Raw genomic sequence first — 25,032 nt, 5'->3', positions numbered from 1 at the left:
CTCGCAGGCGGTCCACGACCACCGTATGCTCTCGCTCCGCTGCCCAGCGAAGAGCCCTACTCCAGCGGCTGGATCCTAGGGTTGGACCGTGGCGGCAGATCCCAGCCGTGACGTGCATGGATGTCCTGCACCAGCTCTTCCGCGTTGGCCTGGAGCTTGGCAAGGGCTTCCGCGTCGTGACCGGCTGACCGGAGATGGCGCAGGTTGCTGCTCAGCGCGTGTGCCCAGCTCATCAGCGGCTCAAGGTTCGCCACCCGTCGCTCCACTGTGTCACCCGGTTTGGCTGCCTCCATCACCTGCCGGCCAATGGTCGCGCCCAGCGTGCGCTCGGCCTCCAGCCACGAGTCAATTCCATCCCACCCGTCGAGCTGGTCCACGAGCGCGATCGCGGTAATGCGCAGATTGGCCAGCCGCTCTCCCACGGGCTCCGCCGTGGGGTCGAACCCGATGAGTCGTTGCACGGCTTCCTGCACAGCAAACCAACGAGCGTCTTCGGCGGCGTTGCGCGACTCTGCGAGGGCCTCCTTGGCACGCTTGTTCGCTTGGTACGTGCCAACGCCAGCGACGACCAGCGACAGGGCCGAGATCACCAGCGCAAGGACATCCATGGCTCAATCCTGCCATGTCGCTCAGACACGGTGGAGACGCTTCCGCCCATTGCCGGCGCGATGTATGCCGATTATGCGCCGAGGCGACGAGCGCGCGGGATCGCATGCTGGCAACGAGGTCTGGCCTGGCGGTCGACGGGCCCCGGCCATCATGCGACAGGACACCAGGGGCTGATGCACCCATAGGTGACATACGATCTGTGGTGTTCCCACACCGCAGGCAATGATGCGCACTGAAGCGCCCTGGGTTTCGTTCCGAGGTCAGGATGCAACGGGCGCTGAATCCTGATCGTGAGTGTAAGCCGCCTCAACCTCTGCGGGAGTGCGATAGCCAAGGGCCTCGTGGATACGGGTGGTGTTCCACCAGTGCCCCCCATGGTGGCCAGCTCGACCGCCTCGACGGACTCCCAGATCCGCTTGGAGTGGATGAGCTCGGCCTTATAGAGCCCGTTCACGGTTTCAGCCAGAGCGTTGTCATAGGAGCCGCCCACGGTGCCCACCGAGGCGCTCACCCCCGCCGTGATGAGCGCATCCGAGCAGGCCAAGCTGACGTACTGACTGCCGCGATCCGAGTGGTGCACCAGGCCTTGGCGGCCTCGGCTGGCGCCGCTGCTCACGAGGGCGTGCTCCAGGGCGAGCAACGGCAGTCCCGCGGTATGAAGGCTGCCCGAGACCGCCCATCCCACGATGCGCCGGGAGTAGACGTCGGTGATGAAAGCGACTCAAGCAGAACCCCGAGATCGTGCGCACGTAGGTGATGTCAGCGACCCAGAGCCGGTGTGGGCGCTCGGCAGTGAAGCGGCGCTCGACCAGATCCGGATGAGCATGCGGCACGCTTGCCGACCGTGTGGTGATCGGCTTGCGGCCGCGGCGCACTCCCTGCAGGTTGGCGGCACGCATGAGACGGGCGACCTGGTCCCGGCCGATCTCCCACCCGGCGCGGGCCATCGCGTGGTGCATCTTTCGCACCCCGTAGACGCTGTAGTTCTCCGCGTGGATCCGGCGGAGTTCCTCCACGAGGATCTCGTCCCGCAGCGTTCTCGAAGACCTGGGGCGTGTCTTCGCGGCGCGGTAGCTTACGTCGAGGTGATGAACCCACACTCTGTCGCACGCAGGGTGCGGCAGATGGCCTCGCCCCGAACTGATCGCGGTGTTCGTCGAGGAACGCGATCATCTCGTCGTGGGGCGGTCGAGTTCCGCTGCGAAAAAAGCCGAGGCGGCTTTGAGGATCTCGTTCGCGCGCCGTGCCTCGGCGAGCTCGCGTTTGAGCCTGCGGATCTCCTCCGCGGGGGTCTCTGAGGCCGGTGCCTGGGCTACTTCGTGGCCGTGGCGTTGGCACCACATCCGTAAGGTCTCTTCGCTGACATCGAGCTGCGGGGCTACCGCCCGGATGGAATGCGAACGGGGTCCTCCCTGGGCGGCTTGGCGTTCCAGGACCATCCTGACCGCGCGTTCACGCAGCTCGGGGCTGAACTTCTTGGGCATGTTCCGATTCTCCTTCGTTGGGATCGGAACGAAACCCAGGGCGCTTCAAGACGATGGTCATACTCCTGATGGGACTCACCTCCATCGTGTTCATCTGGATCCTCGACCTCGTCCTCGTCTGACCCCGTCACCTGACTCAGGAGATCCACGCGTGCAGCGCATCATCGTCATCCCAGACTCATTCAAGGGGGCCCTGTCGTCGCGGGAGGCGGGCTCCGCGATCGCAACCGGCCTCGCGTCGGTCACCGACGCCGAGGTCCTCGTGGTGCCCATCGCCGACGGCGGGGAGGGCACCGTCGAGGCCTTCGTGGCCGCCGTAGGGGGCGCCTTGCGATCCGCAACCGTCTGCGGGGTGTTCTACGGCGAACGCGTGCCCGTCCACTACGGACTGATCGACCCGGACGTGGCGGTGGTGGAGACCGCCTCATGTGCCGGGCTCCCTCTCGCCTCAGGACGCGAGGACACGGGACGGGCCACGACGTTCGGGGTCGGCGAGCAGATCCTCGACGCGGTGTCCGCTGGCGCGCGCAGAGTCATCGTCGGGGCCGGCGGGAGCGCCACGACGGACGGCGGCACCGGCGCTGCCGCAGCCCTCGGCGTCCGGTTCCTCGACGCCGCAGGTGAGGAGTTCGTCCCGACCGGCGACACCCTCACCCGGATTGCGCGGATCGACTCCACCCCGGCACGAGACCGGCTCCGCGACGTCGACGTGGAGGTGATGTGCGACATCAGCAACCCCCTCACGGGATCGCAGGGTGCAGCCCACGTGTTCGGCCCCCAGAAGGGGGCGGATCCTGCATCAGTGGCGAGCCTGGACACCGGACTGGTCCATCTCGCGGGCATCGTCGAGCGAGACCTCGGGGTCGCGATCGAGGCGCTCCCCGGTGCGGGAGCGGCGGGGGGTCTCGCCGGTGGCCTGCACGCCTTCATCGGGGCCACCTTGAAGCCGGGCATCGACGTCGTCCTCGAGACGGCGGGTTTCCACGACCTCGTGAAGACCGCTGACCTCGTCATCACCGGGGAGGGGCGCATCGACGGCCAGTCCTTGGCCGGGAAAGTGCCGATCGGCGTGGCCCAGGCCGTGCGTGCAGCAGGCCGCGTGATCCCGGTGATCGTCCTCGCCGGCTCCGTGGGACAGGACGCGGACACCCTCTACGACGAGGGCATCACCGCGATCGTGCCCATTGGCCGCGGGCCCCAGGACCTGGCGACAGCGATCCGTCGTACGGCAGAGGACCTGACCGCGACCGCCCGCGACGTCGGACGGCTGGTGATGGCCTGCTCCCCCGCCGACCTCACACGTTAAGGAGGGCGAGGACGGGCAGGGCCTCGTCCTGGCCCACGAGGACTCGGCGGCGCTGCGTCGGATGGCGGTGTTCGGCGTGATCGTCAACAACGCCGACCGCAAGGGCGCCCACACCCTCGCCATGCCCGGCGGGCACCGTTACGGGGTGGACCACGGGCTCACGTTCCATGTGGAAGACAAGCTGCGGACCGTGCTGTGGGCGTGGATCGGTGAGGAGCTGAACGAGGAGGAGCGCGACGGCGTCGGCCGGGTTCTCGAGGGGCTCGACGGTGAGCTGGGGCGAAGGCTCGGGGAGTTGCTCAGTGCCGAGGAGATCGGCGCCCTTGCCGCACGCTGTACCCACTTGCTCGACGACGGAATCTTCCCTGCCCCGAGCGGGCTGACGCCCGCCATTTCTTGGCCGCTGTTTTGAGGTGGGGAGCCCGTAAGGGCGAGGGGCGGAGAAGGTCGATCAGCGTGCGGTGTCCGTGTCCGCCAGCCAGACCGGTGGCGACGAGGGTGGCACTCATAGGCGGGCTCCTATACGCCGGCACAAGTCGACCGCAGCTTAGAATTATCCTAAGAAATCTACCTGTGTTCGATTACGTGCGCGATGCAACCCGTATATCATAGACGACTTTGCCGCCTCACGATTCTACTACTGCCATCACTGTCCCATCTCCGTCTACCGAGAGCCCTGACCCGTAAGTGCTCGTGGAAGGAACTCCACCCCCCAGCGCATCCCCGTTATTGCCCTGTTCAATTCGGGACCGAGCTCGGTCATACTCCTCAAAATCACCGTCACGCAGAGGTTGGATAACGTCGCCTAATACACCTAGAAAAATTCCACGTTTGGTGCCGGGAATTCTTTCGACCCTCCCAAATGCGCGACCAGCTTCTGTGTCAATACGGTAGTCCTCCTCCAAGCGAGATTCTGGAGCCGGCCACCGAGTATCATAGACGACCCGCGCGGCGGCAGCATCCCGGCTCCAGCCCACCGCCCTGACTGCACTCATTCCAGTGAGGTAGGCAGAAAGCTGCTCAGCCTCGAGCGATAACCGAGGATGAGAACTCTCCTCTCCATCATTAGGCAAAGATTCTGATGTGTTTGGGTCTTGACTTGCCTGGCCCGCTGGGAAGCTTTCTGCTTCCAATGAACCATCGCTCTTTTCGATCGCACCCGCCAAATTCGTCCGCCGCGATTTTTCACTCCAGGCGTTGAGGAGCTCGGTGATCTCCAAATTCGATGGAAGGCCTACTGTGAATACGCTCTCACCCGAACCAGGGGGGTCTATCGACCAAATTTCGACCTGGCCTCTACCTGTTACGGCACGCACTGCAAGCCCAGGCGGAGAATGCTTTGTACCAGCGGCATGCTTTGGATTTCCGCTGCCATTAGTCACGGTGACTGAGCCAAGCTGATCAAGGGCACCCCCTAATACACTCACATGATTCTTTCGGGTAGCCCCCTTGGTCCCCTTTGACTCTACCAAGCAAACTGTCCGAGAGCCCGGATATTGCGAAACAAATCCACTGGCCAACCAGTCCGGCCTTGAGCGGGCTCGTCGCGACTGAGGGGTAATCCCCATATAGCCATGTCCGTATCGCCCCGCGAGAGCTCCTTCTACATCATGGAATGTTACCCCTGAAGAAAGATGCGTTTTCTCCATCCAGATCCTTGCTGCAATCAACGAGAATGCAACGCCGAGTTCATCGGAAACCGCCGTCCGTCCATGTTCCACGTACCATGACGCTTGGGCCCCGCAGTGTAAACGATCGCCGACCTCGTCGAAAAAATTGAAATATTTAATGATCGGCCATAAAGTCGGGTCATAGGGCCCAACCAAGGGGGCCGGCGGAGTAATTGCCTTACCTAGCTGATGTAAAACATCAACTGCTTTCACATGAATAGATCCCGACAGTTCCTTGACACAAACCGGCCTCATCTTGTGCCGGAATTTGCCTGGCGGGGTCGCGCCAATTTCCTTGGCCAGCGATTTGCCGCTGACCCCAGTAACATAACCAGACGGATAGGAAACTGGAACGACTACTTTATGTTTATGCATGGCCGCCTCCAACCTGGGGAAGGTAATCGGATTGCCGTCGTGAGTGTCCAGCGTGGCTGAAACCCTGGAGCAAACATGAATAACGCTATTAAACGCCTGTGCAATCATTCCTTACAATCAATGAGTTCAATAATATTTCCATCGACCACAATCGTATTTCGATTGTAAATGACAGTAAATCTCACAGGCAGAGCCTATTCGAGCTTTTCGAAGGCCGGCTTAGGCGCGATAACGGGCATTCGTGTCTCATTAACCGTTAGCCATGCGGGAGCGTCGACTGAGAGCAACTTCTTGTTCACTGCGATCAGGTTCTGCTGAGCAGCATCGTTGAGCGCCTCTAGAATCTCCACAACCTTAACTGTCGCATATCGTTCTAGTTGTTGCTCGACTCGCTGTGCTTTGGCGCTGGGCTTGTAGTAGTAGGGGGCCCGGTCATGGCGCCCGACGGTCAGGATCGCCTCGGCGACCGCCTCGTATGCATCGTTAAACAGTCCCATAAAACCATCCGGGTCGGGAAGTGCAACCAGATGGAGTGTCTTCCAACGCTGGTACCCCGGCTCGAGGTCGACAGCCTGCGGAACGATAGCTACCCGTAGTCCTTGGCCATCCTCCAACTGGTGCCAGTTACTTTTGATTGTCGCTGCCGCATATTTCTGCAGGCCCTTACCCCCGAGGAAGAGATCGGTCTTCCAAACCTTCTTGATCCTTTTGGCCAGCTGCGGCTCACCGGCCACTCCTTTGGCAGCAACTGGAACCCAAGAGCCGAAAGCAAACGGCCTTCCGGAGCCATCGGGGAGTAAGACAGCCTCGCCGCCAGCATTTTTGACGACCGCATCGGTGAAGCCAAGATGTCTAGCTCGCTCATGTCCGAACATCAAGGAAGTGGGGCAGTCAATACTTGAGAAGGCACCAGGGCTGACTTTCCGGAGGGCGTGGGTAACATACTCGAGTACACGAGGCTCGCCGCCAGAGATTGCTTCGTGGATGGCCCACTCAAACCCATCACCACGTGCACCCTTGTCGCGGTGCAAACGCGCGACTTTTGATAGCTGACGAAACGTGACGTCGAGCCGATCACAGTTCAGATCTTCCAAGTCTGCCGATGACAACTCGTCGAAGTGTGCGCGCAGAACCGATCGAGAGACCGCATAAAGAGCTCGCCCGTATTCATCCACCGGCTCGGCCTGGCTAAGAAAAGTGACTTCCGCCATGAACTACTTCTCCCCCTAGTCGTCACACGTAAAATTGGAACTCCAGACCCTGACACTAGCTATTGTTATCCGCCGCTATGGCCCCTCCACCCGGCTCGCTTGAGAGCTTCGCGCCCGATCCCTCAGTTATGCCACTACGAATTGCCGTCGATAGGTCGTTGGCGGCAAAGAGGGTCCCTGAGCGAGTGTGTGGATACGCCCGAGCACCCGGGTCAGCCCCTGCTCCTGCTGGTGCGTTGCCTCGGCCTGCTGGCGGTAGATCTCAAGCGCCAGACCTACAGCAAGGATCGTCACCGCGCCGAAGACGAGCCTAAGAACATTCCACACCCAAGTTGCAGAATCACGCCACCACAGGGAGTAGGGGACTGCAGCAAGAACAGTTAGACCGGCCACGACGAAGGCTACAATTAAGGCGTAGCGCCACTTGCGGGAGAGCTTGGATTCGACCTCATCTTGGTCGCTGACAACCCGGGCGGTCTTGCCGCCCCGACCAGAACTCCTGGTTACTAGGCCTTGATTCAGCAGCGCGTCACGGACCGCGTAGTAGTGCCCCTTTTCGAGCCCGATTTCCGCCCGGATCTCTGAGTTAGTGCGTGGGGTGCCATCCACAGGCAGGGCAGCCAACAGGGCGTCGGCATGTCGTGCAACCTCATACCCAGCCGCTGGCCCGACTTTGTTCACTTTTTGCCTCCAGACGTCACACGTTGAACCGGAACTCCACCACGTCGCCGTCCTTCATGACGTAGTCCTTGCCTTCCATGCGCACCTTACCGGCGGCCTTGGCATCAGCCATAGAGCCGGCAGCGACCAAATCATCGAAACTCACGATCTCGGCCTTGATGAAGCCGCGCTGGAAGTCGGTGTGGATCACGCCGGCAGCCTCGGGCGCCGTCGCCCCCACCGGAATCGTCCAGGCGCGCGTCTCCTTCGGCCCCGCCGTCAGGTAGGTCTGAAGGCCCAGGGTGGAGAAGCCGACGCGGGCCAGCTGGTCCAGCCCGGACTCGTCCTGCCCGGCCATCTCCAGCATCTCGGCGGCCTCCTCCTCGGAGAGCTCCACGAGGTCGGACTCGAGCTTGGCGTCCAGGAACACGGCGTCGGCGGGGGCCACCAGATCGCGCAGCTCCTGCTGCTTGGCCTCGTCCCCCAGCACACCTTCGTCCGAGTTGAACACGTAGATGAACGGCTTGGCGGTGAGCAGGCTCAGCTCCCGCAGCCGGTCCATGTCCAGCTTGTCCTTGTCCTTCGCGGCGAAGATCGTCTCGCCCCGCTCCAGCACCGCGAGCGCGGCCTGGAGCGCCTCGAGGTCGGCGGGCTCCTTCTTCTTGCCCTTGACCTCCTTCTCGACGCGCGGGATCGCCTTCTCCACGGTCTGCATGTCCGCGATGATCAGCTCGGTGTTGATGGTCTCCATGTCCGAGGCCGGGTCCACCTTGCCGTCCACGTGGACGACGTCGCCGTCGTCGAACGCGCGCACCACCTGGGCGATCGCGTGGGCCTCACGGATGTTCGCCAGGAACTGGTTGCCTAGGCCCTCCCCCTCGGAGGCGCCCTTCACGATGCCGGCGATGTCCACGAAGGACACCGTGGCCGGCAGGATGCGCTCGGAGCCGAAGATCTCAGCCAGCTGCGGCAGGCGCTCATCCGGCAGGTTCACCACGCCCACGTTCGGCTCGATCGTCGCGAACGGGTAGTTCGCCGCGAGCACGGTCTGGCGCGTCAGCGCGTTGAACAGGGTCGACTTGCCCACGTTGGGCAGTCCCACGAATCCGATTGTCAAAGCCACAGTCCGGCAGTCTACCGGCGGGCCCGCCGCGGCGGAGGCGTCCCGCACCGGCCCCGCTCCGTGGGCAGAACCAGCATCCCCGCCCGCTCCGTGGGCAGGAAGCGCGCTCTCCCCTGTTTCGGGGGCAGAACCGGCAGGGTTTTCCCTCCCGGGGGCAGAAACCTTCGCTCTCCTGCCCACGGAACCCAGAGGCCCAGCCCCCCGCCCCCACGCGCCCACGGAACCCAGAGACCCGCACCACCCAGCACGCATCCCCGCCCAGATGACCGATCCGTAGGGTGGGCGGGCCGCCCAGACCCCGACGAGAGGAAGCACACCTGTGTCTGCCGACCAGAGGACGACAGCCGAGACCGCAGGGCCACCGGGTCCACCCCACGCCAAGTCCCCGCGGCACCGTGCGCCTGCGCTCCAACGACTACCGGGACAAGCCGGCCGTGGACCCGCGCTACTTCACCGACCCGGAGGGCCATGACGTGGCCGTCGCGGTGGCCGGCATCCGGCTGGCCCGGGAGATCGTCTCCCAGCCGTCCATGGCGGCGTGGGCGGGGCGCGAGCTGGCCCCGGGCGTGGACGTGCAGACCGATGAGGAGATCGCCGACTACGTGAAGCGGACCCACAACACCGTGTACCACCCGGTGGGCTCGGTGCGCATGGGCACCGACGACGACCCCATGAGCCCCCTGGACGCCCGCCTGCGCGTCAAGGGTGTGACGGGCCTGCGCGTGGCCGACGCCTCCGTGATGCCCGAGCACGTGACCGTGAACCCCAACATCACGTGCTTCATGATCGGCGAGAAGGCGGCACAGCTGATCCTGGCCGACCGCGCCTGACCACCACGCGGAAGCGGCGGGCCCCCCGGTGGGGACCCGCCGCAACTGCGTTCGGGGGCGGGCCGCGCGCCGGTCACGCGCGGCTCCGTCAGAGGGCGATCACTCGCCGGAGGTCTCGACGGCGGAGTCCTCCACTGCCTCACCCTCTACGGCCTCGCCCTCCACCTGGGCGGCGGAGCCGGTGTGCTTGACCTGGATCTTGCGCGGCTTGGCCTGCTCGGCCACCGGGATGGTCAGCAGCAGCACGCCGTCGCTGTAGTCGGCCTCGATCTTGTCCAGGGCCAGGCCCTGGCCGAGGTTGAGCTGGCGGGCGAAGGTGCCGGCCGGACGCTCCTTGGTGAGCCAGCGACGGTCCTCCCCGGCGGGGGCCTCCTTGCGCTCGGCGCGGACGGTGAGCGTGCGCTCCTCGACGTCCACGTCGATCGAGCTCGGGTCCACGCCCGGCAACTCCACCTCGGCGACGAACACGTCGCCCTCGCGGTAGAGGTTCATGGGCATGGAGGCGGCGCCGGAGGTGCGGGCGAAGCCGGTCATCAGGCGCTCCATCTCGCGGAACGGATCAATGGGACGAGCCATGGTCGATCACTCCTCATGCAGGGCGGGCCGCTCCGGTTGAGCGGCGACTGTCCTGTGCAACGCCGTCCCCCCACGGGGTATTCCACGGAGTTGAGTCAGCCCCGCTCAACCCTGTCCAGGGCGGTCCGGAACGCCGTCTCCGCCTCCTTCCCGTAGGGCACGAACAGCACCTCGTCCACGGTGCCGCCCACCTCGTCCGCCATCGCGTGGCAGGTCTCGACGGCGATCCGCGCCGCGTCCTCCATGGGCCAGCCGTAGATCCCCGCGGAGATCGCCGGGAACGCGACCGTCCGGGCGCCGAGCCCGGCCGCCACCTTCAGGGACTCGCGGTAGCACGAGGCGAGGGTGTCGGACTTGTCGATCGTCTTCGCCCACACCGGGCCCACCGTGTGGACGACCCAGCGGGCCGGGAGGCGGCCCGCCGTCGTCGCCACGGCCTGCCCGGCGGGCAGCCCGTCCGGCAGCTCGGTCTCGCGCAGGCGGCGGCACTCGGCGAGGATCTCGGGCCCGCCGCGCCGGTGGATGGCCCCGTCCACCCCGCCCCCGCCGAGCAGGGTGGAGTTGGCGGCGTTGACGACGACGTCGGCGTGCGTGGCCGTGATGTCCCCGGGGGCGATGGTGAGCTGCATGGGCTCACGCTAGGCACGGGTGGGCGCCGTCGGACAGGGCCGGTAGCCTCGGCCCCATGAGCACCCCGACGCCCACCGGACCGACCCCCACGCCTCCCGGCGGCGAGCTGCTGCCGCTGATCAGCCTCGCGGTGGAGCACGTGTTCGACACGCTCGGCCGGCAGTCCGTGTTCGCCCCCACGATCCTCGCCGTCGCCGCCGACGGCCAGCGCGGCATGTGGGAGCACCCGGACCTCGAGCCCGAGCAGGCGGCCGCCACGGTCGCCACGATCAGCCCGCGCCCCACACGGGCGGTGGCCGTGTTCGACGGCGAGATCGAGACGGCGGACGGACCCCGCCCGGCCGTCGCGGTGGAGGCCTTCGACGCCGCCGCCCTGGCCTCGACCCGCATGGTCTTCCCGTATCTGCCCGGCGTGGCCGCGGCAGGCATCGCCGCCCGCGTCGACGGCGACCCGCAGGTCGTGGCCAACGGCCCCAACCCGCTCTTCGGCTGAGCCGCCCGCCACGACGACGGCGCGCCGCCGCCTAACGTGTCCCTGCGGCCTGCGAGGGTGGGGGCATGGAGATCCTCAGCCTGCTGCTCGCCCTCATCCTCGGACTCGTGCTGGGCGCCCTGGTGGGCGCGTGGCTCATGTGGCGCCGGGCGGCCGGCGGCGGTGAGGAGGCCCGCCGGGCCCAGGCCGAGCTGGCCGCGCTGCGCACCGAGCACCAGGGGGCACGGGAGGAGCTCGCGGCCGCCCGGGCGGAGCAGCGGGCGCTCACGGCCGCGCGCGCCGAGGACGCCGAGCGCCAACGCGCGGAGTCCCAGGTGATGTCCACGCTCGCGCCGTTGGGCCAGCGGCTGGCGGCCCTCCAGGAGCAGGTGAGCGTGCTGGAGCGGGATCGGGCGTCCCAGTTCGGCCGGCTCGGGGAGCAGCTCCGCGCCGCCGCGGCCACGGACCGGGACCTGCTGAACCAGACCACGTCGCTCATGGCCACGCTCAAGTCCACCTCCGCGCGAGGCCACTGGGGCGAGGCGCAGCTGCGGCGGGTCGTCGAGGCGGCGGGCATGCTCCACCACGTGGACTTCACGGAGCAGGCCACGCTGTCCGGCAGGGACGGCGAGCGCCTCCGCCCGGACCTCGTGGTGTCCCTGCCCGGCGGCAAGGCCATGGCCGTGGACGCCAAGGCCCCCATCGGGGACGCGCTGGCCGCCGAGGCCCTCGCGGACGAGCCCGGCGAGGAGGCGTACGAGCGGCGTCAGGCACTCGCCGCCCAGCACGCCGCGGCCGTGCGCCGCCACGTGGACCAGCTCTCCGCAAAGTCCTACTGGGCCGGCCTCGAGCACTCCCCCGAACTGGTCCTGTGCTTCCTGCCCGCCGAGTCGCTCCTGGCCGCGGCCCTGGACGCGGACCCCGGGCTGCTGGACCACGCGTTCTCCCGGAACGTCGCGCTCGTCGCCCCCGTCTCCCTCCTGACCGCCCTGAAGTCCGTGGCCTACGCGTGGCGGCAGGACACCCTGGCCGAGAACGCCCACACCGTGGTGGCCAGCGCGAAGGACCTCTACGAGCGCCTCGGCACGCTCGGCACCCACCTGGACCGCATGGGCGGCTCCCTCAAGACCGCCGTGGACCGCTACAACCAGCTCGTCGGCAACGTCGAGTCGCGCGTGCTCCCCGCCGCCCGGCGCCTCCGCGACGCCGACCCGGGCCTGGCCCCCACGCCGGACATCCGCACGCTCGAGTCCGCGCCCCGGCCCCTGGCCGCCCCGGAACTGGTCGCGGGCGTGGAGGAGGACGAGCTGCGCCGTCGTCGGGCGGAGTCGGCGCGGGAGTCGTGAGCGGGGCCGGGCGGGTGGGCCGTCGCGGGCCCCGACGTCGTCTTTCCGTGTCCCGGGCCACTTGCTACCGTGAAACTCACAGAGAATTGCCAGGCCGCGCCAAGGGCCTGACCTGAGGAGGAGGCCCCCCATGGAGTCCCGATCGATCCCCCCGCCGAGCAACGTCAACGAGCACGTCTCCCGCTTCGACCCCCGGGCGGCCGCCCAGGAGTTCGAGCACGAGCTCTCCCCGGGCATGCGTGACGAGCCGCTGTCCGGCGGCGAGAACGTCAAGCGCATCATCGGCCTCGTGGCCGGCCCCCTGCTCGCCGTCGCCCTGTTCCTGCTGATGCCGGGCGACCTCGGCGTCTGGCCCCGCCTCGTCGCCGCCACCGCCGTGCTCATGGCCGTGTGGTGGATGACCGAGGCCCTGCCCATCCCCGCCACCGCCCTGCTGCCGCTCGTCATCTTCCCGCTCGGCGTGCCCGCCGAGGAGTCCGACGGCGGCATCACCTTCGACGCCGTCGGCGCGAGCTACGGCAACAACATCATCTTCCTGTTCATGGGCGGTTTCATGCTCGCCCTGGCCATGCAGCGGTGGAACCTGCACCGGCGCATCGCGCTCGGCGTCCTGAAGTTCATGGGCGCCAGGACCGTGAACCTCGTCCTGGGCTTCATGATCGCCACCGGGTTCATCTCCATGTGGGTGTCCAACACCGCCACCGCCGTGATGATGCTCCCCATCGGCGTGTCCATCCTCGTGCTCGTCCAGCGCTACGGCACGGACGGCGCCCTGACCGCGGACGAGGCAGCGGGCCAGGCCGACCGCCCCGCCGCGCCCGCATCCGCGCCCGGCGAGGCCCCCACGCAGGCCGAGATCCGCTCCCTCACGAAGACGAACTTCGGCACCGCGCTCATGCTCGGCATCGCCTACGCCGCGTCCATCGGCTCGCTCGGCACCATCATCGGCACCCCGCCCAACACCCTGCTCGCGGGCCACATGGCCGCCGAGCACGGCGTGGAGATCGGCTTCGGCCAGTGGATGCTGGTCGGCGTGCCGATCGCCGTCGTGCTGCTCTTCGCGTGCTGGTTCCTGCTCACCCGCGTGCTGTTCCGCCCGGAGATCGACGTGGTCCCCGGCGGCCGCGACCTGATCGCCACCGAGCTGGCCCGCCTCGGCCGCATGAGCGCCCCCGAGGCCAAGGTCCTCGCCGTCTTCATCCTCGCCGCGCTGGCCTGGATCACCGTGCCGCTGATCTCCGAGTACGTCCTGGACCTGACGTCCCCGCTGCTCTCGGACGCGGCCATCGCCATGGTCGTCGGACTCATCCTGTTCCTCCTGCCGGCCGGCGGCGGGGCCGGGCGCGGCGTGCGCCTGCTCGACTGGGAGGCCGCGAAGGAGCTGCCGTGGGGCGTGCTCCTGCTATTCGGCGGCGGCCTGGCCCTGTCCGGTCAGTTCTCCAAGTCGGGCCTGTCCACGTGGCTCGGTGAGCAGGTCAAGGGCCTCGGCGACATCCCCGTGTGGGTGCTCGTGGTGATCGCCGCCGTCGGCATCCTGCTGCTGACCGAGATGACCTCGAACACGGCCACCGCGGCCACGTTCCTGCCCGTCGCCTCCGGCGTGGCCCTGGGCACCGGCGTCGCCCCGCTCATGCTGGCCGCGCCCGTCGCCCTCGCCGCGACCTGCGCGTTCATGCTGCCCGTGGCCACCCCGCCGAACGCCATCGCGTACGGCTCCGGCTACGTGACCATCGGCCAGATGGTGAAGGGCGGCGTGTGGCTGAACATCATCGCCGTCGTGCTGATCTCCATCGCGTCGATGACCCTGCTCGTCTGGGTCTTCGGGCTCTGAGTCCCTGACCACCCGCCGGCCCGGAACGCCGAGGCCCGGGCACGCCGAGGCCCGCAGACGCGCCGCTACGCCGGCGTCGTGACGGCGAGTCTGCGGGCCTCAGCGAGGAGACGAGGGGCGCGGTCAGGCCTCGGCGTCGCGGCGGCGTCCGCCGAGCGAGCGGGACTCGTCACCCACCCGCTTGAGCTCGGCGCGCAGCTCCTTGGGCAGGGAGAAGATGATGTCCTCCTCGGCGGTCACCACCTCGTCCACCTGCCCGTAGCCGTACTCGGCGAGCAGCGCGAGCACCTCCTGGACCAGCACCTCGGGCACGGACGCGCCCGAGGACAGGCCCACGGTGGCCACGCCCTCGAACCAGGACTCGTCCACCTGGTTGGCGAAGTCGACGCGCTCGGCGCGGGAGGCCCCGTACTCGGCGGCGACCTCCTTGAGGCGCACCGAGTTCGAGGAGTTCGCCGAGCCCACGATGATCACCAGGTCGCACTCCGGCGAGATCGACTTGATGGCCGCCTGCCGGTTGGAGGTGGCGTAGCAGATGTCGTCCGAGGGCGGGTCCTGCAGGTTCGGGAACCGCTCGCGCAGCACGGAGACGATCTCGAGGGTCTCGTCCACGGAGAGCGTGGTCTGGGAGAGCCAGATCAGGTTGTCCGGGTCCTCCACCTGGACGGTCCGGGCCTCGGCGACGTCGTTGATCACCGTGGTGTGCTCGGGCGCCTCGCCGAACGTGCCCTCGACCTCCTCGTGGCCCTCGTGGCCGATCAACAGGATCTGCTTGTCCTGCTTGGCGAAGCGCACGGCCTCACGGTGCACCTTGGTCACCAGCGGGCACGTGGCGTCGATGGTGCGCAGGTTGCGCTGGGCGGCCTCCTCCACGACGGCCGGGGACACGCCGTGCGCGGAGAACACGGTCAGGGCGCCCTCGGGCACCTCGTCCAGCTCGTCCACGAACACCACGCCGCGCTCGGTCAGGGTGTCCACGACGTGCCGGTTGTGGACGATCTCCTTGCGCACGTACACGGGGGCGCCGTGGTGCTCGAGGGCCTTCTCGACGGCGACGACGGCGCGGTCCACGCCGGCGCAGTAGCCACGGGGGGTGGCCAGCAGCACGCGCTTCTCACCGGACACGGGCGCGGCCGCCTCGACCTCCTCACGGGGACGACGAACGCGCGGGACCTGCGGCATCCCGAGGCCGACGGCGGACGGACGGGCGGAGACGGAAGGAGCGGACATGCCCTCCATGCTATCGGCCGGGACGCAGACCGGGCCCGGGCTTCGCCGCGGGCTCAGCGCGACGTGACGTCGGCGGCGGTGTGGGAGCGGCCCCCCGCGGGGGAACCGTCCGCCCGGGCGGCACGGACCCGGCCACGCCGAGCGACCCCGAGCTCGGCCAGGGCCAGCAACAGGCCCGCGGCCAGCACGATCCAGCCCAGGGTGGTCAGGGTCTGGGGGTAGGGGGCGACGGCGGCCGCGAACGCCGGGCCCGCGGCCTCCTCCATCTGCTGGACGAACGCGGCCACCCCCGGGGAGGCCCCCTCGGGCGCCGTGAGGTGGACCGCGTCCGGCCCCAGGCGGGCGCCGCCGATCAGCCCGCCGGCCAGGGCGACCGCACCCGCCACGGCCACGGCGAGGCCCCGCCGCCCTCGGGGGGCGAGCAGCAGGGCGCCCACGAGCGCCAGCACGGAGGCCGCGGCGGCCCAGCGCCAGTGCGTGGAGGCGTCCACCCAGCGGTGCACGGTGGCCCGGTCCGTGCCGGCCAGGGCGTCGATGCGCGCGTCCATGCGCAGCGCGGTGCTGTCCCGCAGGTCCGCAGCGCGGTCGTACAGAGGCGCCAGCAGGGTGTCCGCGGCCCAGTCGCCGACGTCCGCGCCCACGATCCTCTCCAGCAGCGCCTGCGCGGGCAGGTCGAACCGGTCCTCGCGCAGGTCACGTTCGATGTCGCCCAGGGCGGCGGTGATCCCGGACTGCGCGACGGGACCGAACGGGATGGTCACGTCCGCGCCCGAGCCGGGCTCGTCCGCGCCCTCCGGGTCCTCGAGCTGGGCGAGCCAGGCGCGCCGGGCCTCGTCGGCGGTGTCGGACCAGCCCTGCACCACCTGCGGGTCGTCCGCCACGCGCTGGGCCAGCGGGCGCAACAGGTCCTCGGCCGCCTGGGCCAGCGGGCCCGGCACCTGCTCGGGGACGGCGTCGTGCACGACGTCGTCGATCACCCCCGGCACGGCGGCGCGGACCTCGGGGTCCACGGCGACCTGCTCCGTCACCCCGCGCACCAGCTCCGGGCGGTGCGTCGCCTCGTCGACGAGGGCGCCGGCCGTCGCGAGCACCGCCAGCAGGCCCGCCAGGGCTGCGAGGAGGAGGCTGAGGGTGGTGCGCATGGGGTCCTTTCCATTCCGTTCCGACCCCGTCGAGCGTACCGATCCTGGCCGGAGGTTCCCCGGTCTGAGCGCCCGACCGGGTCGGCGGCGGCCCCGGGGGGACACCGGGACGCCGTCTTGCGCGTCCGGCGAGGGCGGTACGGTGGGCCCGTGCCCGGGTGGACCGGGCGCGGACAGGAGGGACCCGGATGGACCAGCCCGTGACCGAGGGCGCCTCGGCGGCGTCGGACGTGCCCGTCTCCGCACCCGCTCGTGCGGGCGAGACCTCCGCCGAGCAGCCGTGGCCCCTGCGCCGGCTCTCCGAGAACCTCAAGGCCCACATCGAGCGCGCCCCCGCCACGTGGATCGAGGGCCAGCTGATCGAGTTCAAGAACAACCGCGGCAACGTCTACATGACCATGCGGGACCTCGAGGAGGAGGTCTCCCTGCCGCTCACCGCCTGGCGGAACGTCGCCATGACCCTGGACGGGAGCGTCCAGCAGGGCTCCCGCGTGGTGGCGCGCGTGAAGCCGAACTTCTGGCTCAAGGCCGGGCGCCTGTCCATGAACGTGCAGGAGATGCGCCCGGTCGGCCTCGGCGACCTGCTGGCCCGCGTGGAGCTGCTGCGCCGGGCCCTCGCCGAGGAGGGGCTGACCTCCCCCGCGCGCAAACGGCCCCTGCCCCTGCTCCCCCACCGGATCGGGCTCATCACCGGCCGCGACTCGGACGCGAAGAAGGACGTGCTGCGCAACACCCTGCTGCGCTGGCCCGCCGCCGAGTTCGAGATCCGTGAGGTCGCCGTGCAGGGCGCCGAGGCCCCGCGGCAGGTGGCCGCCGCGCTCGCCGAGCTCGACGCCGACCCGGCCGTGGACGTCATCGTCATCGCCCGCGGCGGCGGCGCGCTCGAGGAGGTCGTGCTCCCCTTCTCGGACGAGGCACTGGTGCGCGCCGTGGCGGCGGCGCGCACGCCCGTCGTGTCGGCGATCGGCCACGAGGCGGACCGCCCGGTCCTCGACGACGTCGCCGATCTGCGCGCCTCCACGCCCACGGACGCGGCCAAGCGGATCGTCCCGGACGCGGCCCAGGAGGCCGCGGGACTCGCCGACGCGCGCCTGCGGCTGGCCGCGGCCGTCGAGCGTCGCGTGCGCGCCGAGGCCGAGGGGCTCGCGGCCCTGCGCTCCCGGCCCGTGCTGGCCCGCCCGCACGTGATGGTGGACACGCGGCAGGAGGAGACGGACCGGTGGCGCGAGCGCGGCCGGTCCGCCCTCGGCCATCGGCTCGTCCGGGAGGAGGACGCCCTCACGCAGCTGCGCGCCCGCGTGCGCGCCCTGTCCCCGCAGCGCACCCTGGACCGCGGCTACGCGGTGGTCCAGCACGCCGGACAGGTCGTGCGCGAGGCGGACCAGGTCGCCACGGACGACCGACTCGACATCCTCGTGGCGGCCGGGCGGATCGCCGCGGACGTCGTCGCGACGCATCGGACCACCCCGACCCCATCCCACGAGAGGACACGACAGGCATGAGTGAGCAGGGCATGGAGCAGACGCAGGATGCGGGCCGCCCGAGCGGCGTGGAGGGCTTCACCTCCGCGGACGTCTCGGACGTGGCCCGGATGAGCTACGAGCAGGCGCGCGCCGAGCTGGTGGAGACCGTGGGGAGGCTGGAGGCCGGTGGCGCCGGCCTCGAGGAGTCCCTGGCCCTGTGGGAGCGCGGGGAGGCGCTGGCCGACCGCTGCCAGGCCTGGCTCGACGGCGCCCGCGCCCGCCTCGACCAGGTGCGCGGCGAGGCCGCCCCCGACGCCGACTGATCCCGCCCCCCACTTTCGTTCGGGAAACGGCGGCCTCCGCGGCGCTTTCGTTCGAGAAACGGCGGCCTCCGCGGCGCTTTCGTTCGAGAAACGGCGGGGGCGGGGGCCAACGGCCCCCGCCCCACGCGGCTTGCTCCCGACGTCGGTCAGGCGGTCTGATCCTCGTGCTTGCCCTCGCCCAGCTCCTCCACGAGCTTGGCGTTGAAGGCGTCGAGGTCGTCCGGGGTGCGCGAGGTGGTCAGCCCGCTGTCCACGACGACCTCCTCGTCCACCCACTGGGCGCCCGCGTTCTTCAGGTCAGACTCCAGGGACGCGTAGCTGGTCAGACGGCGGCCGTCCACGACGCCGGCCTCGATCAGGGTCCACGGGGCGTGGCAGATGGCCGCCACCGGCTTGTGCTGCTCGAAGAAGGCACGCACGAATGCCTGGGCGTCCGTGTCGATGCGCAGGGCGTCCGCGTTCAGGGTGCCGCCCGGCATCACGAGGCCGTGGAAGTCCTCGGCCTTGGCGTCCTTCACCGTGGTGTTCACCTCGAAGGACTCGCCGTGCTCCCAGTCGGACTTCATCGCGGTGATGGTGCCGGACTTCGGGGAGACGAGCACGGGGGTCGCACCCGCGGCGATCACGGCCTCCCACGGGGAGGTCAGCTCGACCTGCTCGACACCGTCGGTCGCGAGGAACGCGACGGTCTTGCCGGACAGCGGGGCGTTCTGGACAGCGTTCTCAGTCATGAGTGCACCTTTCGGATCGGGTCCGGCGCGCCTCTGCGGCGCCCGGTGTTCCTCCATCCACTCACCGCGGCCCCGGGCTTGGCAAGGTCCGACCACCACTGCCCCGCCCACCGCGACGACGGCGGCGCTCAGCCCGCCAGCAGGCGACGGCGGGCCGCCGCGACGTCGAAGTCGGCCTCCGGCCAGTCCAGCCCCATCCCCTGCAGGGTCTCGATGATCAGCTGCTGCACCGCCAGCCGCGCGAACCACTTGCGGTCCGCCGGCACGATGAACCACGGCGCGTCCTCGGTGTCCGTCCGCTCGATCGCGATCCGGTACGCGTCCATGTATTGGTCCCAGTACGCGCGGTCGTCGAGGTCGCTCTCGCTGAACTTCCAGTGCTTCGTGGGGTCGTCCAGGCGGGCCAGCAGGCGCTCGGCCTGCTCCTCCGGCGAGATCCGCAGCATCACCTTGACGATCCGCGTCCCGGCGGCGCGCACGGCCGCCTCGAACTCGCGGATGGCCCCGTAACGCTCCTCCACCTCGGCCAGCGGGGAGAGCCCGCGCACGCGGTGCACGAGCACGTCCTCGTAGTGCGAGCGGTCGAACGCGGAGACGAGGCCGGGCCGCGGCAGGTGCGGTCGGATGCGCCACAGGAAGTCGTGGGCGCGCTCCTCCGGGGTCGGCGCCTTGAACGCGTGCAGGTGGACGCCCTGCGGGTCCATCGCCCCGATCACGTGGCGCATGATCCCGCCCTTGCCGGCGGTGTCCATGCCCTGCAGGATCACCAGCAGGGACGGCACCTCCCCCACGGGCGCGTCGCGCACCGATTGGGCGAACAGCAGCTCCTGCAGGTCGGCGAGCGCCCCGCCGCGCGCGGCCAGGTCCTTCTTGCCCTTCGCCTTGTCCCCGCCGTAGCCGAGCGTCGCGGCGGCGTCGACGTCGGCCGGGCCCCGGACCTCGTCTCCACGGCGGGCGGCGAACAGCTCCCGCGCGGGGGCGTCGAAGACGCCGTGGGCGTCGGTGGCGCGGGCGGGTCGTCCCGCCTCGGCGGCCGGGGTGTCAGCCATGGCGCTCCCTCCAGTCCTCGAGGAAGTCCTCGAGACGGTCCAGGGCCTCGCTCAGGTCCTTCACGCTGGGCAGCGTGACGAGCCGGAAGTGGTCGCTGTGTGGGTAGTTGAACGCCCCGCCGTGCGAGACGAGGATCTTCTTCGCCCGCAGCAGCTCGATGACGAACGCCTCGTCGTCGTCGATCGCGTAGACCTCCGGGTCCAGCCGCGGGAACAGGTAGAGGGCGCCGTGGGCCGGCTGCACGGACACGCCGGGGATGGCGTTCAGGCGGTCCTGGGCGAGGTTGCGCTGCTCGAGCAGCCGACCGCCGGGCAGGACGAGGTCGTTGATGGACTGGTAGCCGCCCAGTGCCACCTGGATGGCGTGCTGCGCGGGCACGTTGGCGCACATCCGCATGTTGGCCAGCAGGGTCAGGCCCTCGAGGAAGTCGGCGGCCCGGTGCTTCGGCCCGGACACGGCCACCCATCCGGAGCGGTAGCCCGCCACCCGGTACGCCTTGGACAGGCCGGAGAACGTCAGGGTGAGCACGTCGTCGGACAGGCCGGCGGCGTTGATGTGGCGGGCGCCGTCGTAGGTGATCTTCTCGTAGATCTCGTCCGCCATGAGGACGAGGTGGTGGCGGCGGGCCACGTCCACGATGCCCTGCAGCACGGCGCGGGAGTAGACCGCGCCGGTGGGGTTGTTCGGGTTGATCAGGACGATGCCCTTGGTGCGCTCCGTGACGAGGGACTCGATGTGCTCGAGGTCGGGCTCCCAGCCCTCCTCCTCGACGCAGCGGTAGTGCACCGCCCGGCCCCCGGCCAGGGTGGTGGCGCCGGTCCACAGCGGGTAGTCGGGCGAGGGGACGAGGATCTCGTCGCCGTCGTCGACCAGGGCCTGCAGGACCATCGTGATCATCTCGGAGACGCCGTTGCCGATGAACACGTCGTCCACGCCGATGTCCCGGATGCCCCGGGACTCGTAGTACTGCGAGACGGCGGTGCGCGCCGAGTAGATGCCCTTGGAGTCCGAGTAGCCCTGCGCGTGCGGCAGGTGCTGGTGCATCGCCGCCAGGACGGCGTCCGGCGCCTCGAAGCCGAACGGGGCCGGGTTGCCGATGTTCAGCTTCATGATCCGGTGGCCCGCGGCCTCCATCCGCTGCGCCTCCTCCAGGATGGGGCCGCGCACGTCGTAGCGGACGTTCAGCAGCTTGGCGGACTGGCGGAACTGGCGGGGATGCGGGGTCGGCATGCCCCCCATCATGGCACCCCCCGGGCGGTGTGCGTCACAGTCGAGCTCGTGCGACGCGGGCCGGCGCCCCTCCCTCGCGCGGGCTCAGAACCAGGAGCCGCGGGGGACGAACCAGTCCTCGGGCGCGTCCTCCAGGCCCTGGTCCACCAGCCAGTACTGCGCGGCCTCGGCGACCGGAAGCGGGTCGGCGCCCGTGGTGAGCCGTTCGAGCTCCCGCAGGCCGTCGCCGTCGAGGGCGGACATCACCTCGGCGATGCGCCGTTCGGCGTCGTCGTCCAGCGTCGCGGCGGAGCCGACGGCGGTCAGCCGCCCCTCCGGGAGCACGCGGCCGTCGTCCTCTAGCGGGACGAGCGTGTTCGCGTCGATCTCCGGATCCGTGCCGGTCAGCAGCGCGACCTGGGCCTCGTCCGCGACGACGGCGGCGGTCGGGTCCTCGGTGTCGGCCAGCCAGGTCTCGGGGCGGCAGCCGGCGAGCCGGTCCAGGCGGGCGCGCAGGGCCGTGGCCGCGTCCGGGTCCGCCGCGGCGGTCAGGGGCGGGGGTGCGACGGCGGTGAGCGACTCGCACCAGCCGTTGAGGTCCGTGATCGACTCGAGCTCGAGCCGGGCCGCGGTGGTCTGGGTGACGACCGCGGTCAGGCGCAGCACGCCCGCCGACGAGGACAGCACCGCCGGGGCCTCGTCCTGCGGTGTCCCCGCCGCGGCCGTCTGCCCGGCGAGCAGCGTCCCCAGGACGCGCCCGGCCGCCGGGGCGTCGGCCGCGGGGTCGCCGACGGGCAGCGCGGTGGGGCTCGGGGCGGCGGTCGAGGCGGTGGCCGAGGGGGTGGCCGAGGGGGTGGGCACAGCGTCCGTGGACGTGCCGGCCTCCGTCCCGGTCGGCGTCGACGACGGCGACGGCGGGGACGGCAGCGCCGCTGCGGGGTCGGCGGCGACGGCCAGGGCCAGGGTGTCCACGACGGCGACCGTGTCCCCGCCGGCGGCGGACCACGCGGGCTGCTCCACGGCGACGCCGTCCTCGTCCGCCACGGCGTGGCCGTGCAGGCGCAGGTGACGGGACAGGACCGCCGCGACGGCGGCCTCGAGGCCCTCGCCGCCGTGCACGACCGTGATCGGCGCGCCTGACGCGGAGGGCGTCGGCGGGGCGTCCGCCTGCCGCCCACACGCCCCCAGGGCCAGCGACAGCACGAGGGCCGAGGCGGCGAGGGCCGCGGGGCGGCGGTGGGCGGGGCGGCTCACGCCGCCACCCCGGCACGGGCGAGCGCCTCGGTGACCCAGGAGGCGGTGCGCAGCCCGCTGAGCTCCGCGAGGTCGAACCAGCGCGCGTCCGTCGAGGATCCGCCGACCTCAGGGCGCAGGACGCCGCCCGTGATGCGGGCGGTGTAGAGGACCTGCACGGTGAGCAGCGGCAGCGGCTCGCCCCGCAGGCGCTTCTCCACCGGGATCGTCCCGGTCGTGACGCCCAGCAGGCCCGTGAGCTCGGCGGTGTGGCCGGTCTCCTCCCAGACCTCGCGCAGGCACGCCTCCTCCGGGCTCTCGCCGAGCTCGATGCCGCCACCGGGCAGCGTCCACTGCAGGAACTCGGGCCCCTGCCACGAGCTGAGCAGGACGCGGCCGCCGTCCACGATCAGGGCGTAGGCGCCGGCGCGCGTCTGGAACGGGCCGGCGGGGTGTGCTCCGGCGGCGTCCGGGGCGGCGGGGGTGGTGCTCATGGCTGCGGGCTCCTGGCGGCGGTGGGACGGCCCGCGGCGGGCGACGCTGCGGGCCCGGCCAGTCTACGAGCACCGCCCACCGCGAACAGCGGCACGGTCCACCGACCCGCGCCCTAGGCTGGAGGACCACCCGTCCCACCCCCGGAAGGAGCAGCGCCCGTGGACACCCCGCAGGACCCGCCCCACCGGGACGACCCCTCCGGCGGCCCCGTGGAGCCGGCCGTCGACGCCGCCCTGGACCGGGTGCGCGCCCTGCTCCGGCAGGCCCGCGGCACCGCGGCGCCCGACGCCCCGACCGCCCTGGACGCCCGAGGCTGGTGGGAGCTCTCCCTCGAGGCCGCGCTGCGCGACGAGCCCCGGGAGTCCGCCCGCCTCGCCGACTCCGGTCTCGCCGCGCTCGGGCCCGGCCAGGACGACGTCCGCCTCGCCCTGCTGCGGGCGCTCGCCGTCGCCGCGGGCCAGGTCGGGGACGAGGCCGCCCTGACCCGCTGGGTGGAGGCCCGGGCGGCGCTGCTGCGCCACCTCGGCCGGCCCCGGCAGGCCGGGCTCGAGTCCCAGCTCGGCGGCGCCCTCGTGCGCGACCCGGACACGGTCGAGGCGGCGGTGCTGGCCGGCGTCGTGGAGGACGAGCCGGGCGCTCCCGGCGAGGACCCCGGGGACACCGTCCTGCCCGAGGCCGCCCTGGCCCTGGCCGTGCACCGCGTGCACACCGGGGACCTGGACGCCGCGCTCGAGCTGGCCCGCCGCGTCATCGCCGTCCTGGGCGGGCTGCGCGCGGCCGGTGCCCTGCTGCCCACCGGCTCGTGGTCCAGCGCGCATCTGCTGCTCGCCCGCCTGCACCTGTGGCGGGGCGAGCACGCCGAGGCGGACGCGGCGGCCGCCGTCGTCACCGCGCTGCCCGCCGCCCGGGCCGTCCTGGCCTCCGCCACCACGGTGCGGGCGATCGCCGCCCATGAGCTGGACCGTCCGACGGCGGCCCTCGACCTGGCGCTCGAGGCGGCGGAGCGGATGGCCTCGGTCGGTCTGCGGCGCGGCGCGGCCTCCGCGGCGGCCCTGGCCGGGCGCGTGGCCGGCGACCTCGACGGGTACGAGGAGGTCGCCGTGGCCGCGTGGGAGCTGGCCTCCGTGCACGCGGAGAAGGCCGAGGCGCCGGAGGCCTCGAGCCTGAGCTACTGGTGGGCGCACCAGCTCGTGCTCGCCGGCCGCGCCGACGAGGCCGAGCCCCTGCTCGCCCGGTTGGTGCGCCGCGAGGCCACCCACGGCCGGGACGTCGAGCAGGCCCGCGCCCTCGTGGACCTCGGCCACGCCCACCACGACCAGGACCGCGCCGAGAACGCGCTGCCCCTGTGGCGGGAGGCGGCCGGCCTGTTCGAGGCCCACGGCCAGTGGGAGGACGCCGCGCGCACGCTCCTGGCCGCCGGCGCCCTCGTGAACCGCGAGCGCGACGAACGCACCCGGCCCTCCGCCCTCGACCTGTTCGAGCGGGCGGTCGCGGCCGCGCGCCAGGCGGTGGACGAGGACCCGGCGGTGCTGCCGGCCGCGCTGCACGCGCACGGGTACCTGCTGTGCGAGTCCGGCCAGGCGGAGGGCCTCGACCTCCTCGAGGAGGCGCTCGCCCTCGTGCGGGGCGCCGGCGCCGACTGGCAGGTGGCCGACTACACGGACACCCGCGCCCGGGCCCTGTGGTCGCTCGAGCGGGGGCCGGAGGCGATCGCCACCGCGCTGCAGGCCGCCGACCTGTTCACCGCCGCCGGGGACCGCGAGGGCGCCGCGCAGGCCGAGCTCTTCGCCGCCTACGTGGTGGCCGAGGACGGCAGCCCCGAGCAGGCCGCGACGCTCTTCCGCCTGGTGTGCGACTCCACCGACTCCACGCTCGTGCGCCTCGGCGCGCTCACGGGCCTGCACCAGTGCCTGTCCGCCCTCGGGGACCACGACGGCGCCGCGCGCGTCCGGGACGAGCTCGACGCGCTCCGGGAGGGGCTCGGCGCGGACTGACCGCCGCTCGAGGGGGCGGCCCGGCCCGGCGGGCCGGCC

The 25,032-nt window shown here is 70.7% G+C and carries 21 protein-coding genes and 3 pseudogenes; 9 read left to right on the top strand and 15 right to left on the bottom strand.

Annotated elements, in window-relative coordinates; all coding sequences use genetic code 11:
• Positions 1-56: 56 nt before the first annotated feature.
• A complete protein-coding gene (locus ACTSKS_RS02440) occupies positions 57-608 on the bottom strand; it encodes a hypothetical protein (RefSeq protein WP_442927254.1) in 552 nt (183 codons plus the stop codon).
• Between the two features lie 261 nt (positions 609-869).
• Positions 870-2,093, bottom strand: a pseudogene (locus ACTSKS_RS02435) (IS3 family transposase).
• A 151-nt stretch (positions 2,094-2,244) separates the two neighbouring features.
• Here ACTSKS_RS02435 and ACTSKS_RS02430 point away from each other — a divergent pair.
• Together ACTSKS_RS02430 and ACTSKS_RS02425 are read left to right on the top strand one after the other, a co-directional pair.
• Positions 2,245-3,399 carry a glycerate kinase family protein gene (locus ACTSKS_RS02430; RefSeq protein ID WP_442927253.1) on the top strand — a complete coding sequence of 385 codons (1,155 nt, stop codon included), beginning with the start codon at positions 2,245-2,247 and terminating at the stop codon, positions 3,397-3,399.
• Positions 3,395-3,811, top strand: a pseudogene (locus tag ACTSKS_RS02425) (SCO1664 family protein); the annotation flags it as partial. The gene ACTSKS_RS02430 and the pseudogene ACTSKS_RS02425, both read left to right, overlap by 5 nt.
• Before the next feature lie 214 nt (positions 3,812-4,025).
• On the opposite strand, the gene ACTSKS_RS02420 reads toward ACTSKS_RS02425, so the two are convergent.
• The 4 genes from ACTSKS_RS02420 to ychF all read right to left on the bottom strand — a co-directional run bounded on the left by ACTSKS_RS02420 (position 4,026) and on the right by ychF (position 8,438).
• A complete protein-coding gene (locus ACTSKS_RS02420; RefSeq protein ID WP_442927252.1) occupies positions 4,026-5,552 on the bottom strand; it encodes a hypothetical protein in 1,527 nt (508 codons plus the stop codon).
• 86 nt (positions 5,553-5,638) lie between these two features.
• Positions 5,639-6,655, bottom strand: coding sequence for a hypothetical protein (locus ACTSKS_RS02415; RefSeq protein ID WP_442927251.1), 1,017 nt, complete (start codon positions 6,653-6,655; stop codon positions 5,639-5,641).
• A 126-nt stretch (positions 6,656-6,781) separates the two neighbouring features.
• Positions 6,782-7,336 (bottom strand): hypothetical protein, encoded by a 555-nt coding sequence (locus ACTSKS_RS02410; RefSeq protein WP_442927250.1) that lies wholly within the window; start codon positions 7,334-7,336, stop codon positions 6,782-6,784.
• A 16-nt stretch (positions 7,337-7,352) separates the two neighbouring features.
• Positions 7,353-8,438, bottom strand: coding sequence for a redox-regulated ATPase YchF (gene ychF, locus ACTSKS_RS02405; RefSeq protein WP_144918878.1), 1,086 nt, complete (start codon positions 8,436-8,438; stop codon positions 7,353-7,355).
• Positions 8,439-8,824: 386 nt separating this feature from the next.
• Here ychF and ACTSKS_RS02400 point away from each other — a divergent pair.
• A pseudogene (locus ACTSKS_RS02400) lies at positions 8,825-9,268 on the top strand (GMC oxidoreductase); the annotation flags it as partial.
• A gap of 99 nt (positions 9,269-9,367) precedes the next feature.
• Here the strand turns inward: ACTSKS_RS02400 and ACTSKS_RS02395 are convergent.
• Positions 9,368-9,844 carry an Hsp20/alpha crystallin family protein gene (locus ACTSKS_RS02395; protein WP_041104345.1) on the bottom strand — a complete coding sequence of 159 codons (477 nt, stop codon included), beginning with the start codon at positions 9,842-9,844 and terminating at the stop codon, positions 9,368-9,370.
• 95 nt (positions 9,845-9,939) lie between these two features.
• Positions 9,940-10,473 (bottom strand): O-acetyl-ADP-ribose deacetylase, encoded by a 534-nt coding sequence (locus tag ACTSKS_RS02390; protein ID WP_442927249.1) that lies wholly within the window; start codon positions 10,471-10,473, stop codon positions 9,940-9,942.
• Between the two features lie 56 nt (positions 10,474-10,529).
• On the opposite strand from ACTSKS_RS02390, the gene ACTSKS_RS02385 reads away from it, so the two are divergent.
• From ACTSKS_RS02385 to ACTSKS_RS02375, 3 genes are all read left to right on the top strand, one after another.
• Positions 10,530-10,967 carry a hypothetical protein gene (locus ACTSKS_RS02385; protein WP_095347598.1) on the top strand — a complete coding sequence of 146 codons (438 nt, stop codon included), beginning with the start codon at positions 10,530-10,532 and terminating at the stop codon, positions 10,965-10,967.
• A gap of 65 nt (positions 10,968-11,032) precedes the next feature.
• Complete coding sequence (gene rmuC / locus ACTSKS_RS02380) at positions 11,033-12,292, top strand: DNA recombination protein RmuC (RefSeq protein WP_442927248.1); 1,260 nt, start codon at positions 11,033-11,035, stop codon at positions 12,290-12,292.
• Positions 12,293-12,422: 130 nt separating this feature from the next.
• Complete coding sequence (locus ACTSKS_RS02375) at positions 12,423-14,123, top strand: SLC13 family permease (protein ID WP_442927247.1); 1,701 nt, start codon at positions 12,423-12,425, stop codon at positions 14,121-14,123.
• Positions 14,124-14,246: 123 nt separating this feature from the next.
• Here ACTSKS_RS02375 and ACTSKS_RS02370 read toward each other — a convergent pair whose 3' ends face one another.
• Together ACTSKS_RS02370 and ACTSKS_RS02365 are read right to left on the bottom strand one after the other, a co-directional pair.
• Complete coding sequence (locus tag ACTSKS_RS02370; RefSeq protein ID WP_144786646.1) at positions 14,247-15,353, bottom strand: 4-hydroxy-3-methylbut-2-enyl diphosphate reductase; 1,107 nt, start codon at positions 15,351-15,353, stop codon at positions 14,247-14,249.
• 53 nt (positions 15,354-15,406) lie between these two features.
• Positions 15,407-16,495: a hypothetical protein gene (locus tag ACTSKS_RS02365; RefSeq protein WP_317677084.1), complete on the bottom strand. Its 1,089-nt coding sequence runs from the start codon at positions 16,493-16,495 to the stop codon at positions 15,407-15,409.
• A gap of 188 nt (positions 16,496-16,683) precedes the next feature.
• On the opposite strand from ACTSKS_RS02365, the gene xseA reads away from it, so the two are divergent.
• On the top strand, positions 16,684-17,997 hold the full coding sequence (xseA, locus tag ACTSKS_RS02360) for an exodeoxyribonuclease VII large subunit (protein ID WP_036383854.1): 1,314 nt from the start codon (positions 16,684-16,686) through the stop codon (positions 17,995-17,997).
• On the top strand, positions 17,994-18,281 hold the full coding sequence (locus tag ACTSKS_RS02355) for an exodeoxyribonuclease VII small subunit (RefSeq protein ID WP_036316619.1): 288 nt from the start codon (positions 17,994-17,996) through the stop codon (positions 18,279-18,281). Before xseA ends, ACTSKS_RS02355 begins: the two co-directional genes overlap by 4 nt.
• Before the next feature lie 146 nt (positions 18,282-18,427).
• Here ACTSKS_RS02355 and ACTSKS_RS02350 read toward each other — a convergent pair whose 3' ends face one another.
• The 5 genes from ACTSKS_RS02350 to ACTSKS_RS02330 all read right to left on the bottom strand — a co-directional run bounded on the left by ACTSKS_RS02350 (position 18,428) and on the right by ACTSKS_RS02330 (position 22,998).
• Positions 18,428-19,012, bottom strand: a complete 585-nt coding sequence (locus ACTSKS_RS02350) for a type 1 glutamine amidotransferase domain-containing protein (protein WP_036383850.1) — start codon at positions 19,010-19,012, stop codon at positions 18,428-18,430.
• A 128-nt stretch (positions 19,013-19,140) separates the two neighbouring features.
• Entirely contained in the window at positions 19,141-20,061 is a 921-nt protein-coding gene (locus ACTSKS_RS02345) for a PPK2 family polyphosphate kinase (RefSeq protein WP_036383847.1), read from the bottom strand.
• Positions 20,054-21,292: a pyridoxal phosphate-dependent aminotransferase gene (locus tag ACTSKS_RS02340; RefSeq protein WP_036383844.1), complete on the bottom strand. Its 1,239-nt coding sequence runs from the start codon at positions 21,290-21,292 to the stop codon at positions 20,054-20,056. Before ACTSKS_RS02340 ends, ACTSKS_RS02345 begins: the two co-directional genes overlap by 8 nt.
• 84 nt (positions 21,293-21,376) lie before the next feature.
• Positions 21,377-22,525, bottom strand: coding sequence for a glycine betaine ABC transporter substrate-binding protein (locus ACTSKS_RS02335; RefSeq protein ID WP_317677087.1), 1,149 nt, complete (start codon positions 22,523-22,525; stop codon positions 21,377-21,379).
• Positions 22,522-22,998: an NUDIX hydrolase gene (locus ACTSKS_RS02330; protein WP_036381048.1), complete on the bottom strand. Its 477-nt coding sequence runs from the start codon at positions 22,996-22,998 to the stop codon at positions 22,522-22,524. The genes ACTSKS_RS02335 and ACTSKS_RS02330 overlap by 4 nt, the downstream gene beginning before the upstream one ends.
• A gap of 159 nt (positions 22,999-23,157) precedes the next feature.
• Between ACTSKS_RS02330 and ACTSKS_RS02325 the strand changes: the two genes are divergently transcribed.
• A complete protein-coding gene (locus ACTSKS_RS02325; protein ID WP_317677089.1) occupies positions 23,158-24,993 on the top strand; it encodes a hypothetical protein in 1,836 nt (611 codons plus the stop codon).
• The last annotated feature ends 39 nt before the right edge of the window (positions 24,994-25,032 follow it).

This window comes from Micrococcus sp. TCR-5, from assembly GCF_052220525.1.
In the GTDB taxonomy this organism is placed as follows: Bacteria; Actinomycetota; Actinomycetes; order Actinomycetales; family Micrococcaceae; genus Micrococcus; species Micrococcus luteus.
The sequence above is the reverse complement of the archived record's forward strand: the minus strand, read 5'-3'. Positions and strand labels throughout refer to the sequence as shown.

What these genes read in the sequence shown, in the direction of transcription:
- ACTSKS_RS02440 (WP_442927254.1), bottom strand. Translation starts at nt 608, where the DNA reads ATGGATGTCCTTGCGCTGGTGATCTCGGCCCTGTCGCTGGTCGTCGCT.
- ACTSKS_RS02420 (WP_442927252.1), bottom strand. Translation starts at nt 5,552, where the DNA reads ATGATTGCACAGGCGTTTAATAGCGTTATTCATGTTTGCTCCAGGGTT.
- ACTSKS_RS02415 (WP_442927251.1), bottom strand. Translation starts at nt 6,655, where the DNA reads ATGGCGGAAGTCACTTTTCTTAGCCAGGCCGAGCCGGTGGATGAATAC.
- ACTSKS_RS02395 (WP_041104345.1), bottom strand. Translation starts at nt 9,844, where the DNA reads ATGGCTCGTCCCATTGATCCGTTCCGCGAGATGGAGCGCCTGATGACC.
- ACTSKS_RS02390 (WP_442927249.1), bottom strand. Translation starts at nt 10,473, where the DNA reads ATGCAGCTCACCATCGCCCCCGGGGACATCACGGCCACGCACGCCGAC.
- ACTSKS_RS02385 (WP_095347598.1), top strand. Translation starts at nt 10,530, where the DNA reads ATGAGCACCCCGACGCCCACCGGACCGACCCCCACGCCTCCCGGCGGC.
- rmuC (WP_442927248.1), top strand. Translation starts at nt 11,033, where the DNA reads ATGGAGATCCTCAGCCTGCTGCTCGCCCTCATCCTCGGACTCGTGCTG.
- ACTSKS_RS02375 (WP_442927247.1), top strand. Translation starts at nt 12,423, where the DNA reads ATGGAGTCCCGATCGATCCCCCCGCCGAGCAACGTCAACGAGCACGTC.
- ACTSKS_RS02370 (WP_144786646.1), bottom strand. Translation starts at nt 15,353, where the DNA reads ATGTCCGCTCCTTCCGTCTCCGCCCGTCCGTCCGCCGTCGGCCTCGGG.
- ACTSKS_RS02365 (WP_317677084.1), bottom strand. Translation starts at nt 16,495, where the DNA reads ATGCGCACCACCCTCAGCCTCCTCCTCGCAGCCCTGGCGGGCCTGCTG.
- xseA (WP_036383854.1), top strand. Translation starts at nt 16,684, where the DNA reads ATGGACCAGCCCGTGACCGAGGGCGCCTCGGCGGCGTCGGACGTGCCC.
- ACTSKS_RS02355 (WP_036316619.1), top strand. Translation starts at nt 17,994, where the DNA reads ATGAGTGAGCAGGGCATGGAGCAGACGCAGGATGCGGGCCGCCCGAGC.
- ACTSKS_RS02350 (WP_036383850.1), bottom strand. Translation starts at nt 19,012, where the DNA reads ATGACTGAGAACGCTGTCCAGAACGCCCCGCTGTCCGGCAAGACCGTC.
- ACTSKS_RS02345 (WP_036383847.1), bottom strand. Translation starts at nt 20,061, where the DNA reads ATGGCTGACACCCCGGCCGCCGAGGCGGGACGACCCGCCCGCGCCACC.
- ACTSKS_RS02340 (WP_036383844.1), bottom strand. Translation starts at nt 21,292, where the DNA reads ATGCCGACCCCGCATCCCCGCCAGTTCCGCCAGTCCGCCAAGCTGCTG.
- ACTSKS_RS02330 (WP_036381048.1), bottom strand. Translation starts at nt 22,998, where the DNA reads ATGAGCACCACCCCCGCCGCCCCGGACGCCGCCGGAGCACACCCCGCC.